Source organism: Agrobacterium sp. YIC 4121, from assembly GCF_002008205.1.
Lineage (GTDB): Bacteria > Pseudomonadota > Alphaproteobacteria > Rhizobiales > Rhizobiaceae > Agrobacterium > Agrobacterium leguminum.
Window position 1 is genome coordinate 232,912 of sequence record NZ_MRDI01000020.1, and the last position, 13,552, is coordinate 246,463.

12 protein-coding genes are annotated in these 13,552 nt (G+C 61.5%); 7 read left to right on the forward strand and 5 right to left on the reverse strand.

What is annotated here, in order from left to right; translation table 11 throughout:
• The first annotated feature begins 5 nt into the window (after positions 1–5).
• From BTE54_RS25450 to BTE54_RS18580, 3 genes are all read left to right on the forward strand, one after another.
• Positions 6–1,811 carry an amino acid ABC transporter permease/ATP-binding protein gene (locus tag BTE54_RS25450; protein ID WP_078053486.1) on the forward strand — a complete coding sequence of 602 codons (1,806 nt, stop codon included), beginning with the start codon at positions 6–8 and terminating at the stop codon, positions 1,809–1,811.
• Positions 1,812–1,834: 23 nt separating this feature from the next.
• Positions 1,835–2,773 carry an ABC transporter substrate-binding protein gene (locus tag BTE54_RS18575; RefSeq protein ID WP_078053487.1) on the forward strand — a complete coding sequence of 313 codons (939 nt, stop codon included), beginning with the start codon at positions 1,835–1,837 and terminating at the stop codon, positions 2,771–2,773.
• Between the two features lie 125 nt (positions 2,774–2,898).
• Positions 2,899–3,834 (forward strand): ABC transporter substrate-binding protein, encoded by a 936-nt coding sequence (locus BTE54_RS18580; protein ID WP_078053488.1) that lies wholly within the window; start codon positions 2,899–2,901, stop codon positions 3,832–3,834.
• Positions 3,835–3,901: 67 nt separating this feature from the next.
• Here the strand turns inward: BTE54_RS18580 and BTE54_RS18585 are convergent, their stop codons facing one another.
• Complete coding sequence (locus BTE54_RS18585; RefSeq protein ID WP_065657182.1) at positions 3,902–4,825, reverse strand: LysR substrate-binding domain-containing protein; 924 nt, start codon at positions 4,823–4,825, stop codon at positions 3,902–3,904.
• Between the two features lie 112 nt (positions 4,826–4,937).
• Here BTE54_RS18585 and BTE54_RS18590 point away from each other — a divergent pair, with 112 nt between their 5' ends.
• Genes BTE54_RS18590 through BTE54_RS18600 form a run of 3 tightly spaced genes read left to right on the forward strand, consistent with a single transcriptional unit; the run spans position 4,938 to position 7,754 of the window.
• Positions 4,938–5,249, forward strand: coding sequence for a (2Fe-2S)-binding protein (locus BTE54_RS18590; RefSeq protein ID WP_078053489.1), 312 nt, complete (start codon positions 4,938–4,940; stop codon positions 5,247–5,249).
• Positions 5,228–6,610: an FAD/NAD(P)-binding oxidoreductase gene (locus BTE54_RS18595; RefSeq protein ID WP_078053490.1), complete on the forward strand. Its 1,383-nt coding sequence runs from the start codon at positions 5,228–5,230 to the stop codon at positions 6,608–6,610. The genes BTE54_RS18590 and BTE54_RS18595 overlap by 22 nt, the downstream gene beginning before the upstream one ends.
• Complete coding sequence (locus BTE54_RS18600; RefSeq protein ID WP_078053491.1) at positions 6,603–7,754, forward strand: FAD-dependent oxidoreductase; 1,152 nt, start codon at positions 6,603–6,605, stop codon at positions 7,752–7,754. The genes BTE54_RS18595 and BTE54_RS18600 overlap by 8 nt, the downstream gene beginning before the upstream one ends.
• A gap of 7 nt (positions 7,755–7,761) precedes the next feature.
• Here BTE54_RS18600 and BTE54_RS18605 read toward each other — a convergent pair whose 3' ends face one another.
• Positions 7,762–9,087 carry an FAD-binding oxidoreductase gene (locus BTE54_RS18605; protein WP_078053492.1) on the reverse strand — a complete coding sequence of 442 codons (1,326 nt, stop codon included), beginning with the start codon at positions 9,085–9,087 and terminating at the stop codon, positions 7,762–7,764.
• Between the two features lie 230 nt (positions 9,088–9,317).
• On the opposite strand from BTE54_RS18605, the gene BTE54_RS18610 reads away from it, so the two are divergent.
• Complete coding sequence (locus BTE54_RS18610) at positions 9,318–9,794, forward strand: Lrp/AsnC family transcriptional regulator (RefSeq protein ID WP_003506856.1); 477 nt, start codon at positions 9,318–9,320, stop codon at positions 9,792–9,794.
• Positions 9,795–10,009: 215 nt separating this feature from the next.
• On the opposite strand, the gene BTE54_RS18615 is transcribed toward BTE54_RS18610, so the two are convergent.
• Genes BTE54_RS18615 through BTE54_RS18625 form a run of 3 tightly spaced genes read right to left on the reverse strand, consistent with a single transcriptional unit; the run spans position 10,010 to position 13,466 of the window.
• The gene (locus BTE54_RS18615) at positions 10,010–11,665 is read right to left on the reverse strand and encodes an ABC transporter ATP-binding protein (RefSeq protein ID WP_078053493.1); all 1,656 of its coding nucleotides are present in this window, start codon (positions 11,663–11,665) and stop codon (positions 10,010–10,012) included.
• Positions 11,665–12,516 (reverse strand): ABC transporter permease, encoded by an 852-nt coding sequence (locus BTE54_RS18620; protein ID WP_059753371.1) that lies wholly within the window; start codon positions 12,514–12,516, stop codon positions 11,665–11,667. Before BTE54_RS18620 ends, BTE54_RS18615 begins: the two co-directional genes overlap by 1 nt.
• Positions 12,516–13,466, reverse strand: a complete 951-nt coding sequence (locus BTE54_RS18625; RefSeq protein ID WP_003524664.1) for an ABC transporter permease — start codon at positions 13,464–13,466, stop codon at positions 12,516–12,518. The genes BTE54_RS18620 and BTE54_RS18625 overlap by 1 nt, the downstream gene beginning before the upstream one ends.
• Positions 13,467–13,552 lie beyond the last annotated feature (86 nt).

A 13,552-nucleotide genomic window follows, 5' to 3' on the forward strand; every position in this document is an offset into this window, starting at 1 on the left:
TTCCGATGACGATAGCCTCTGATTTTCCGCATCTCGCCGTGGGCGACAAGAAGAGTGAACCGATCACGGGCGGTTACTCCCATTTCCGCATCGTTCCGGCCCGCTACCCGCTGCGGACGGTGGGCACGGTTTTCTCCGTCCTCATCATTGCCGCCGTCGTGCATTCCGTTTTCGGCAACCCGCGCTGGGGCTGGGATGTGTTTGCCGAATGGTTCTTCGCCGAACCGGTGCTGGTGGGTCTCGGCCGGACGCTGCTCCTGACCGCGCTCGGTGCGTTGTTTGGTTTTGTGTTGGGAACCCTGCTGGCGCTTGCCCGTGTTTCCCGTTCGCCGCTGCTGGTCGCTGTCTCCTGGACCTATATCTGGATTTTTCGCTCCATCCCGCTGATCGTGCTTTTGCTGATACTCAACAATCTCGGCTATCTCTATGAAACCGTGACAATCGGTGTGCCCTATACCGGCATCAATTTCTTCAGCTGGAATACGACACAGCTGATGACGCCCTTTGCGGCGGCCGTTTTGGGGCTGACGCTCAATCAGGCCGCTTTCGCCTCCGAAATCGTTCGCGGCGGAATCCTTTCAGTCGATCAGGGGCAGCTCGAAGCTGCCGCCGCGCTCGGCCTTCCGCGCAGGCGACAGGCGTCCCGCATCGTCCTGCCGCAGGCGATGCGCTCTATCCTGCCCACGGCCTTCAACGATATTATCGGCTTGGCCAAGGGCACGTCGCAGGTCTATATCCTCGCGCTGCCGGAGCTGTTCTATACGATCCAGATCATCTATCGCCGCAATCTGGAAGTGATCCCCCTGCTGATGGTCGCCACCGTCTGGTATCTGGTGATCCTGACCGCGCTTTCCATTGTTCAGCATCACATCGAACGCCACTTCTCGCGCGGTGCGCTGCGCAATCCGCCGCCCTCGCTGTTTGCCACGCTCTATCGCACATTCCTGCCGCGCAGGCCCTTGCCGGAAGCGGTGGAGACGCCAGCGCCCCCCATTGAAAGACCTGAACGACTGGCCGCCGCCAGGACGGGAAGTTTCCAGCTCGGCAACCGTGGCGGTTCGGTCAATATCCACGGCGTTTCCAAGTCCTTCGGAACACTGAAGGTGCTGGACGATGTCACGCTCTCCATTCCGGCAGGCAGTGTCACCACCATTCTCGGTCAGTCTGGCTCCGGCAAGTCCACATTGCTGCGCTCCATCAATCATCTGGAGCGTGTCGACGACGGCTTCATCGCCATCGACGGCGAGCTGGTCGGATATCGCCAGAAAGGCGACACGCTTTATGAGCTGAAGGAAAGGAACATTCTGAAGCGCCGCGTCGAAGTGGGCATGGTGTTCCAGAGCTTCAATCTGTTCCCGCATCTGACCGCGCTTGAAAACATCATCGAAGCGCCTATTGCCGTTCGAAGCATTTCGAAAGAGCAGGCCGAGGCCGAAGCGCGCGATCTTCTGGCCCGCGTCGGCCTTGCCGAAAAGGCCGGTGCTTACCCCCGCCAGCTTTCCGGCGGGCAGCAGCAGCGTGTGGCGATTGCCCGGGCCTTAGCGCTGCGGCCGAAGGTGCTGCTCTTCGACGAGCCGACATCCGCGCTCGACCCGGAGCTTGTCAATGAGGTGCTGGATGTCATCAAGGAGCTGTCCCGCTCCGGCGTCACTCTCATCATCGTCACCCACGAAATCGGCTTTGCCCGCGAAGTCTCCGACAGGGTCGTCTTCATGGAACAGGGCCGCATTCTCGAAACGGGCACGCCGGAGAAAGTGTTCAACAAGCCGGACCACCCGCGCACGGCCGAATTTCTCGCAAAAGTTCTCTAATCAACAACAAAGGAAACACTCACATGGCATTTTCATCGAAATTATTGTCCCTGCTTGCCGGCGGTCTTTTCACCGCCACTGCTGCGCTCATCCCGGTCGTGCATGCGCAGGAGGTTGACCTGTCGCCTGAACAGAAGGGGCGGGTGCGCGTCGAAAAGGTGGAAGAGGCAATCAAGCTTCTGCCCGCCGGCCACAAATTCATCGCCGACGGAAAGCTGACGGTCGCGACCGTTCCCTTCCGGCTGCCGCTGGTGGATTATGCGAGCGACACAAAAACGCCGATCGGCGTGGAACCGGATATCGCCCAGCTGGTCGCCGACAGCCTTGGCCTTGAGCTGCAGCTTGTGCCCATCGCCTGGGCGGACTGGCCGCTCGGTCTTGCATCCGGCAAATATGACGCCGTTACTTCCAACATCACGGTGACGGAAGCCCGCAAGGAAAAGTTCGATTTTTCCAGCTACCGCAACGATCTGCTCGGCTTCTATGTCGGCAATAACAGCAAGGTCACATCCATCGGCAAGCCGGAGGATGTCGCAGGGCTGAAGGTCATCGTCGGGGCCGCCACCAATCAGGAGCAGATCCTGCTGAAATGGATCAAGGACAACAAGGCGAAGGGACTGGCCGATACCGAGGTGCAATATTATGACGATCAGGCCGTGCTTGACGTCGCCCTGCAATCCGGCCGTGCGGATGCCTATCTCGGCCCTAATGCGACCTCTGCCTTTCAGGCGGCAAGCCAGAAGAAGACGAAGCTCGTCGGCACCTTCTCCGGCGGCTGGCCGGAAGCGGCCGAGATCGCCGTCGCTTCGAAAAAGGACGCAGGCATAGCGGAGGCCATCACCGCCGCGCTGAACGCCCAGATCAAGAACGGCAATTACGGCAAGGTTCTCGCCCGCTGGAACCTCGGCTCGGAAGCCATCACGGAATCCCGCACCAATCCGCCCGGCCTGCCCAAGAGCTAAGGCCAGATTTTCGAAAAAGCTGAGTTGAAGGTGGGACATCACTCAGCCGGTAGCGCGGGCATCCTCCCGTCCGCGCTACCTCCGTCCCACAGTCATTCTATCGGGCATTCTATCGGGAAACCACAATGACCTTCACCTCTCGTCTCGCCACGGCCACGCTTGGCGCCTTTCTCTCAATCGCCGGTTTTGCATCGGCTTCGGCAACGGATGTTTTCGACCTGTCGCCGGATCAGCCCGGCCGCATCCGGGTTGAAAAAGACCCCGGCGCGATTGCCGCCGTTCCCAAGGATTTCAAATTCGTCACGCCGGGCAAACTTACTGTCGCGGTCGCACCCGGCGGACCGCCGCTCGCGACCTATGCGACGGATGCAAAAACGGTGGTCGGCGCAGATCCCGACTATGCGCTTGCGGTGGCCGACAGCCTTGGCTTGGAGCTGGAACTGGTGGCGGTGGCCTGGGCGGACTGGCCGCTGGGGCTTGCCTCCGGCAAATACGATGCGGTGATCTCGAATGTGGGCGTTACCGAGCAGCGCAAGGAGAAGTTCGATTTCTCCACCTATCGTCAGGGCCTGCACGGATTTTTCGTCAAGGCAGACAGCGGCATAACCGCCATCCGCGAGCCGAAGGACGCGGCCGGCCTGAGGATCATCGTCGGCGCCGGCACCAATCAGGAGCGTATTCTGCTGAAATGGAGCGACGAAAACGTCGCCGCCGGACTGAAGCCGATCGAGCTGCAATATTACGATGATGAAGCGACCCGGCTTGTGGCGCTTTCAGCGGGGCGGGCGGATGTGATCGTCCAGCCGCATGCGCAGCTGGTCTTCATCGCCGCGCGTGACAAGACCATAAAGCGTGTCGGCACGCTCTCGGCCGGCTGGCCGGAGCGGTCCGATGTCGCCATCACCACCCGCAAGGGATCGGGACTGGCCGATGCGCTGACGCTTGCCACCAACGACCTGATCAAGAGCGGCGCTTACGCGAAGATTCTGGATCGCTGGCAGCTATCGGAAGAAGCCCTGCCGGAATCGCGCACCAACCCGCCCGGCCTGCCGAAAAGCTGACCGTTCGAACACATGCGGCGGACTGCAATACCCGCAGGCTCAGGCCTTGCGGGTATTGTTTTGTCCGTCAATTCTGGGCGGGAAGGGCGCGAAAAAGCTTTCGCAATTCACCGACGAAGGGTTTGAAGAAACGCGAGAGCGGCCGGGCCGTGTTGGTGGAAACGGCGACATTCATCGTCACTTCAGGCATGAATGGGCGCACCGTCACCCCCTCGAAACTGTTCCAGCGCACCAAGCCATCGACAAGGGCAATGCCGATACCGCCGCGTACCAGCGGTACGGCACCCACCGATGAGGTGACCTGCACCGAGACATCCCGCATAAGCCCGTCGCGTTCGAAGACCTCGTTCAGCTGCGGGCCGATCTCGTCCGCATGGTTGCCATAGGAAATCAGCGGCCTGCCGGCGAGGTCGCGGGGCGTCACCGTCATCATTTCGGCGAGAGCATCATCATGCCGCATCACTGCCACGACCGGTACGGAGGCGAGGATTTCGCTGCGCACCGTCGGCGCCTGAATGGTGGAAAGCGTTACCGCAAAATCGATGTCGCCCAGCAGCAATTGTTCGGCAATCTCTTTTTTGGGCAGGGCGTTGAGGTGGATTTTGACGGTCGGATGCGCTTGCCGGAATGCCAGCAGCGCCTCGGGTAGCACGGAATAGGTGACCGGCAGGCTGGCGCCGATGCGCAGAAGGCCAAGCTTGCGCTCGCCGATGGTGCGCGTCAGTTTTTTCAGAACTTCAAGTTCGCGAAAAACCCGGTCGGCATCCTCATAGATCAGATGTGCTTCCATCGTCGGCACCAGCCGCCCGCCAATGCGCTCGAACAGCTTGTAACCCAGTTGGCTTTCCAGATGGTGCAGCACCTTGCTGACGCCGGGCTGGGAAACGGCAAGCGAATTGGCGGCCGCCGTCACGGAGCCGTCGCGCATGATGGCGCGGAAAATTTCAAGCTGTCGGGCGTTCATGGAAACCTCCAGCGTCATCTCTTCCATAACCCAAGGTTCTGTTCAAGCGACCATTTGCGATTGGCGGGAAACCTTCTGCCGTGGAAATCTGTGAAGGTGCAGGAGAGGTCCTGCGAAGATTTCGGGAAAGGAAACGCGGATGCTGGCCAGATTCAGGCGCATCGCCGAAGAGCGACGCGCGGCTTGCCCCATCCTGATCGACGGCATGCCGGTCGAGGCGCTGGAGGGAGACACAGTGCTGACGGCGCTGATGCTCTCGCGCGGCTTTGCCCGTTTGTCCGAGTTCGCCGATGGCGAGCGGGCGGGGTTCTGTCTGATGGGCGCCTGTCAGGATTGCTGGGTCTGGACGGGTGAAGGCGAGCGGCTGCGCGCCTGTTCCACCGCCGTACTCCCGGGCATGGATATCAGAACCGAGGTTCCGGAGGGGTTATGGCCGATTTGCGTGTCGTGATCGTGGGCGCCGGCCCCGCCGGTACGCGTGCCGCCGAGGCGTTGGTGCGGGCGGGGCTCCGCCCTGTCGTCATCGATGAGGGAGATCGCAGCGGCGGCCAGATCTACCGCCGCCAGCCGCAAAATTTCCGGCGTTCCTATGCGGCCCTTTACGGCACGGAAGCGGGCAAAGCGAAGGCTTCGCACGAGGCATTCGATGGGCTTTCGGGCCATATCGATTACCGCCCGCAGACCCTGGCATGGGCAATCCGCGACAATCGCATTCATATTCAGCGCGCCGAGACATCCGAAGCTCTCAATTTCGATGCCCTTATCATCGCATCGGGTGCGACCGACCGCATCATGCCTTTGCCGGGCTGGACGAGACCGGGGTGTTTTTCGCTTGGCGCGGCGCAGATATCCCTGAAGGCGCAGGCCTGCGCGATAGGGCGGCGCGTGGTTTTCATGGGCACAGGACCACTGCTTTATCTCGTGGCCTATCAATATATGAAGGCAGGCGCGACCCCCCTGGCGGTGCTGGATACCACGCCGTTTTCCACGCAGATCAAGGGTCTGCCGGGGATGACGGCGCGGCCGTTGCAGCTCCTCAAGGGCATGCGGCTAGTTGGGGCGCTGTTGGCCGGCGGGATAAGGATCGAGCGAGGCATTGCACCGTTAGAGATTATCGGTGACGCCGAGAGCGGTGTGACCGGTATCCGCTACCGGAATGGCTCCGGTGAGGAAACGCGCCTCGCCTGCGATGCGGTCGGTATGGGTTATCATCTGCGGGCGGAAAGCCAGCTTGCCGATCTTGCTGGTTGTCGCTTCTCCTTTCATCCGCCGATACGGCAATGGTTGCCGGATGTGGACGATATGGGGCGCAGTTCGGTGCGGAATGTCTATCTGGCGGGCGACGGCGTGCGGATTCTCGGTGCAGATGGTGCGGAAGCCTCCGGCCGGCTTGCCGCCTTCGCGCTTCTTGAGGATCAGGGTTTGAAGCCACCCCGCGCGGAGATCGGCCGCTGTCGGAAGCAATTGAGAACTGCGAGGCGTTTTGCGCAGGGAATGGCCCGGGCCTTCCCCTGGCCGCACCAGTTGGCGCAGACACTTGCCGACGACACGATCATCTGCCGCTGTGAGGTGGTAACGGCGGGAGAGCTGCGCGCGAGCGTGACCGGCAAGGGCGCAACGGAGGTCAATCGCTCGAAAGCTTTCTCGCGGGCCGGCATGGGCCGGTGCCAGGGGCGGTTCTGCGGGCAGGCGGGACAGGAGATTGTCGCCGCCGCCTCTGGTCTGCCGGTCGAATCGGCGGGACGGCTGCGCGGGCAGGCTCCGGTAAAACCGCTGCCGCTGCCGATTGTGAGGGGAGACGATGATGCGTAACACGCTTGCGGAGGCGGATGTCATTATTGTCGGCGGGGGCATTGTCGGAACCGCCACGGCGTTTTTCCTGCGGCAACGGGGCGTCAGCGTCATTTTGGTGGAGCGTTTCCTTGTTGGCCAGCAGGCGAGCGGCACCAATTTCGGCAATGTCCGCCGTCAGGGCCGTTACCTCGGGCAGCTTCCGCTCGCCAACAGATCGCGGGATATCTGGAGCCGCATCCAGCAACTGACCGGCGCGGATGTGGAATTCATGCCCGTCGGCCATATCCGGTTTCTCTGGACGGAAGAACAGATCGCCGCGGTCGAGAAATACCGCGACGATGCCGCGCAATACGGTCTTGAGTTGCATATCCTCCCGCGCGAGGTCATCCGGCAGAAATTTCCCTTCATCGGACCGGAAGCGGTTGCCGGATCATGGTCGCCGCATGATGGTCACGCCAATCCGCGCCTCGTCGCGCCCGCCTTCGCCCGTGCGGCGCAGCGGGACGGTGCAACGATCGTGGAAAATTGCGAGGTTCTGGCCATCGAAAAGGCGGGTGAGGATTTCCGGGTGATGACGGCGGAAGGGGATTATCGCGCGCCCGTCGTGCTGGTCGCCAGCGGCGCATGGGGCGGCGGGTTTGCCGGCGCTTTGGGCGAGGCGGTGCCGCTGGAGGTTGCCGGCCCGCAAATGGGCGTGACGGAACCCTTGCCATGGTTCATTCACCCGGTCGTTGGCGTCTCCACCAAAATTCCCGGCGAAGTGATCTATATGCGGCAAATCCCGCGCGGAAATGTCATTTTCGGTGGGGTGAAACGATGCGCTGCCGCGCTGGATGAACGCCGGGCGAAATACGATCCCGCCGGGCTCCATGCCCAGCTGCGTCAGCTTCTGCGGCTGGCACCCGCCTTGCGCCATGCCCGGCTGATCCGCACCTGGTCCGGCGTGGAAGGCTACATGGCCGATGATCTGCCGGTCATGGGAGACAGTGCCGCAACCCCCGGCCTTTATTATGCCTTTGGCTTCAGCGGCCACGGTTTCCAGATCGGCCCGGGTGTCGGCGACGTGATGGCGGAGCTGATAGCGACCGGGAAGACCACGACGCCGATTGCGGATTTTCACATCGGCCGTTTTCGTCGTGGTCAGCCTGTCGCATCCCATTAAGCGAGGATCAGAAATCCGCGACCTTGCCCCAGGACGAATTCAGGAAACGGCTGGGGTGATAGGGGGCGGCATCGACGATCGGGTTCGAGCCCGTCACGATATCGGCGATCAGATGGCCGGCGCCCGGCCCTATGCCGAAACCGTGGCCGCTGAAGCCGGCGGCGAGAATGAAGCCGGGCAATTCGCTGGTTTCGCCGATGGCGGGCACGCCATCGGGCGTGCTGTCGATGAAACCGGCCCAGGCGGCGGAAATCTGCGTTTTGCCGAGGGCGGGCAGAAGCTCCAGCGCCCTTCTATGGGTCTCGCGGATGGCGGCGGCGTTGGGTTTCGGGTCGAGAATACGAACCCGTTCCATCGGCGTCGGCGCATCGAGCCGCCAGCGTTTCAACGTCTCGTGGCCGCCGCGAATGCCTTCCAGCCCGCCCGGCCGCAGGCTTCGCCAGCGCTTAAGGAACATCGGGATGAATTCACGGGCAAACCGCATCTGCTGCGCCGTCGGGTCAATGCGCCCCAGCCCGCTGATGGCAAGTGTGTAACCGCCGTCTTTTCTCTTCGTTGCCGAAACGGCGGCGGTGTGCAGCGCATCCGGCAGCCCTTCCGCACCCGGTGTGACGGAGAGGATGGAAGAGCGGACGGAGGCCTGTGGGAAACGAATGCCGAGCTGCCGGCAAAAGGACGACGCCCAGGCCCCGCCGGACATGATGGCGGTTTTGGTGCGGATCGTGCCTTTTTCGGTGACGACGGCGCTGACCCGGCCGCCTTCCGTCTCAAGCCCGCGTGCGGCGCAATTCTGATGCACCGTGCCGCCCAGCTTGATGATGGCGCGCGCCACGGCGGGTGCTGCCATGGAAGGATCGGCCGTGCCGTCCGTTGGCGAAAACACGCCGCCCTTCCAGCGCTTTCCCGTGGATCGGCCACGTTCGCTCGCCTCATCGGCGCTCAGCATATGGGTCGTCACGCCTGCGGTAATGGCAAAGTCGCGCCAGCGCGCCCAGCCGGCAAGTTCGGCCTCATTGTCGCTCAGGTAAAACAGCCCGCAGCGGCGAAAACCCGTGTCCTCGCCGCTCTCTGCGCCAAACTCTTCCCAGAGCGCCAGGCTCTTGGTGGAAATCGGCAATTCGCGGGCGTCGCGGTTCTGCTGGCGGCACCAGCCCCAGTTGCGGCTGGATTGCTCGGCCCCGATCAGGCCTTTTTCGACCAGCGCCACTTTCAGGCCGCGCCGGGCAAGATAATAGGCGGCGAAGACACCGACGATTCCACCGCCGATAATGACGGCGTCTGCGGATGTCGGCAGTTCCGGCGATGTCGTGATCTGTTGCAGCGGGGCGGGCATGGTCGGACTCCTTTTATTCGTCCTAATTTACCTCAGCCGGCGTGTAAACGCTGCCAGACTGGGCCTCTTGCCGGAATCTCCTGCTGTTGGGCGAGGCCTCTGCAACTCTTTATGCTGCATCAAAAAAATATCCCCACGTCGACAGGGCTCGCCCATGTGGTAAGATTTCCTTTGCCGCGCCAGAATTTTATGCCGCGTGTTCAAAAAACAAAAAAGGGGTTCCGCACGTGATGAAACTTGACCGGATCGATATCAAGATCCTCTACGAATTGCAGAAAAACGGTCGCATCACCAATGTCGAGCTGGCGGAACTTGTCAATCTGTCGCCAAGCCCCTGCCTGATGCGGGTGAAGAAGCTGCAGGCGGAAGGTTATATCGAGGGTTATTCGGCGCAGATCAACATCAACAAGCTCGGCCAGACGCTGACGGTGTTTACGGAAATCACGCTGAAGAACCATCGCCAGATCGATTTCGCCCGCTTCCTCGGCGTTGTCGAAAAGATCGACCAGGTGGTGGAATGCCACCTTGTTTCGGGCGGTTACGATTACCTGCTGAAATTCGTCACCTCTGGCATCGTCGAATATCAGTCGATCATGGAACGACTGACCGATATGGATGTCGGCATCGACAAATATTTCAGCTTCGTGGTGCTGAAATCGCCGATCATCAAATCGCATATGCCGCTGACCAGCCTGTTTCCGCTGTGAGGTGGAGGGAGCGCCTCAGGCATCCGCAGACCGATGGATTTGGGAAGTCGTTGCATTCACCCTCCGTCACCCCGGACTTGATCCGGGGTCCAGCGCGATCAAGTCTTTGATCGCATGAGACTCATTTCACGACGCAGACGCGTCGTGGCTGGATGCCGGATCAAGCCCGGCATGACGGAGGAGAGGTTCTCATACCTGTTTGGCATTCGTCCAGCTCACCTTTTCGAAAACGCCCGCACCAGCTCCGCATCCTGCTGGAGATTGTCGAGCCATGTCGGGTCGAGTTTTGGCACGGAGGAGAACAGCAGTTTCGAATAGGGGTGGGATGGCGATTTGATCGCTTCGGTTTCCAGGTGCTCCACCTTCTGCCCGCCATACATCACGACAATCTCGTCGCAGATGGTCTCCACCACCGAAAGATCGTGGCTGATGAAGATATAGGATAGGTTCAGCTCCCGCTGCAGTTCTCCGAGAAGATCGATGATCGCGGCCGCCACCACGGTATCGAGCGCAGAGGTGATTTCATCGCAGATGATGAGCGAGGGTTCGGCGGCAAGTGCGCGGGCGAAATTGACGCGTTGCTTCTGCCCGCCGGAAAGGCCGGAAGGATGGCGGTGACGCACCGAGCGCGGCAGCTTCACCATATCGAGAAGCTCATCGATCCGGGCGTCGCGCGCCTTGCCTTTCATGCCGTGATAGAAGGTCAGCGGCCGGCCGAGAATATCCTCGATTGGTTTTGACGGGTTGAGTGCGGTATCGGCATATTGGAACACGATCTGCATCCGGCGCAGCTGGTCGCCGGTTCGACGCCGTGCATCCGCATCCAGTTCCCGGCCTTCGAAAATGACATGGCCGCCGGCCGCCGGCAGAATGCCGGCGATGGCGCGCGCCAGCGTCGATTTTCCGCAACCGGATTCGCCGATGATGCCGAGATTGCGACCGGGATAGACCGAAAGGCTGACGTTATCCACCGCCCGCACCAGCGGCATCTTGTCTTCGCCCTTCGTTCCGTAACCGGCGATCAGCTTTTCGATGTCCAGCAGCGGCGTTGCCTGCTCCTGTCTGGCTGGTGTGATGACACGCGCCTTGTCATGAAAGGCCGTCAGCAGTTCCTTCGTGTAGGGATGCTGGGCATTTTCGAGGATATCCGTGGTCGTACCGGTTTCCTGAACCTCGCCGCCTTTCAGCACAACGATCCGGTCGGCGATCTGGGCGACGACGGCGAGATCGTGCGAAACATAAACGCCGCCGATGCCGTTCTTGCGCATTGCCGATTTGAAGGCGCGCAGAACCTCGATCTGGGTCGTGACGTCGAGCGCGGTGGTGGGCTCGTCGAAGATCACCAGCTTCGGATTGCCGATCAGCGCCATTGCGGCGGAGAGGCGCTGAAGCTGGCCGCCGGACACCTGATGCGGGTAACGCTCGCCGATGGTCTCGGGGTTGGGCAGCGACAGCGCCTTGAAAAGTTCAACCGCCCGCGTGCGTGCTTCCTGCGGTGGCATCAGATGGTGGATGCGGGTGACTTCGATGACCTGGTCGATGATCTTCTGCGCCGGGTTGAAGGCGGCGGCGGCGCTCTGCGGCACATAGGCCACGTTCGTGCCGCGGACTTTGGCGCGTTCGACTTCGGAAAGCTGCACCATGTCCTGGCCCGCCACCTTGACGCTGCCGCCGGAAATGCGGCAGCCCGGCCGGGCATAGCCCATCAGGGTCAGCGCGATGGTGGTCTTGCCGGAGCCGCTTTCGCCGATCAGCGCGACGATTTCGCCATCGGCGATGTCGATGTCCACGCCTTTGATGATGTCGATACGGCGGCCGGAATCGGTGGTGGCCTCGACTTTCAGTCCACGGATTTCAACAAGATTGCTCATTATTCGCTCCTGTCGCGGATTTTCTGCGGCAGATTGTCGATCAGCAGGTTGACGCTGATCGTCAGGCTGGCAATGGCCAGCGACGGGAAGATGACGGCGGGGGCCGCAAACGGCAGGCCGCCGATGTTCTCACGCACCAGCGCGCCCCAGTCTGCATTCGGCGGCTGCAGGCCGAGGCCGAGGAAGGAAAGGCCCGACAGAAGCAGCACGATGAACACGAAGCGCACGCCAAGATCGGCCAGGACGGGCCGGACGATGTTCGGCAGGATTTCAGAGCCGATGAGGTAGAACAGGCTTTCGCCGCGCACCCGGGCGACGGTGACGAAATCCATGGTGTTGACGTTGACGGCGAGCGCCCGGGCGAAACGATAGGCGCCCGGCGTATAGATGACCGAGAGCGTGATGATCAGCACCGGAATGGAAGAGCCGACGGCGGCGACGACCACGAGGCCGAAAAGCTTGCTCGGAATGGAATTCACCGCATCGAGAAACCGGCTGAGCGCCGCATCGAACCAGCCGCCGATGACGGCGGCGCACATGCCAAGCACGACGCCGGAGGTGCAGGCGATGGTGACGGCGGCGAGCGATATACCGACCGTGAAACGCGCGCCCATGAGAATGCGGGAGAACACGTCACGGCCGAGATAATCGGAACCGAGCCAGAGATCGGAGGTCATCGGCCCGAAATAATCGAGATCGACGATCTCACCGACCGGATGCGGAATGAGATAGGGCGCGAAGATTGCGACCATGGCCCAGAAAAAAATGACGAGAAAGCCGAAAACGCCGACTGCGTTGATCTTGTAACCCAAACGCGAGGTCCCCGAAGTTGTTTTGATATTGTCGGCCATCAGCGCAGCCTCGGATTGGACATGATGGCGATGATGTCCGCCGTCGTGATGAGGAGGAGATAACCGACGCAGAAGATCATCGCGCAGCTCTGGATCAGCGGCAGGTCGCGGGTTGCGACGCCATCGACCATCAGCTTGGCAATGCCGGGATAATTGAAGATTGTCTCGACGATGATGACGCCGCCGACGAGATAGGAAAGTGATAGCGCCACCGCATTGACGATGGGACCGAGCGCATTGGGAAGCGCATGGCGAAGCACGATGCGCATGCGCGGCGCGCCCTTCAAAAGCGCCATTTCCACATAGGGCGTATCCAGCGTCTCGATGACGGCAGCGCGGCTCATGCGGATCATCTGTGCGGAAACGACGAAGGTCAGCGTGATGACCGGCATGGCATAGACCCGCAGCACATCGAAAAGCGTGTGAACCTCGCTGACCAGCGACAGCGCCGGAAGCCATTTCAGATAGACGGCGAAAAGCAGCACGGCGAGTGTGGCGATCATGAATTCCGGCACCGAAATGACGCCGATGGTCAGTACGGTGACGGCCCGGTCATAAAGCGTTCCGCGCAGCATGGCGGAGCTGATGCCGAGGGTCAGCGCCAGCGGCACGGCGATGATGGTGGTAATGCCGGCAAGCTTCATGGAGTTGACGAAGCGCGGGCCGATAAGATCGGCAATCGCCATGTTGTTGGCGTAGGACGTGCCGAGTTCACCCTGCAGCAGGCCGAGAAGCCAGCGGACGAAACGCAGGAGGGCCGGATCGTCGAGATGCATGGCGGTGCGCAGGCCGGCCACGGCCTCCGGCGTCGCCGCCTGGCCAAGCAGGATCGTCGCCGTGTCGCCGGGCAGCAGGCTGGTGGCGGAAAAGACGATAAACGACACGATAAGCAGCGTCGTCAGCATGACGACCAGCCGCCTGGCGATAAGGGATAATATCCGGCTGTTCATTCACATGCTCCTGCGACGTGCCTGATTGTGGAGGCTTTCCGCAACGACGGAAAGGCTGCCGGGCGCATTTTCGCGCCCGGCTCCAT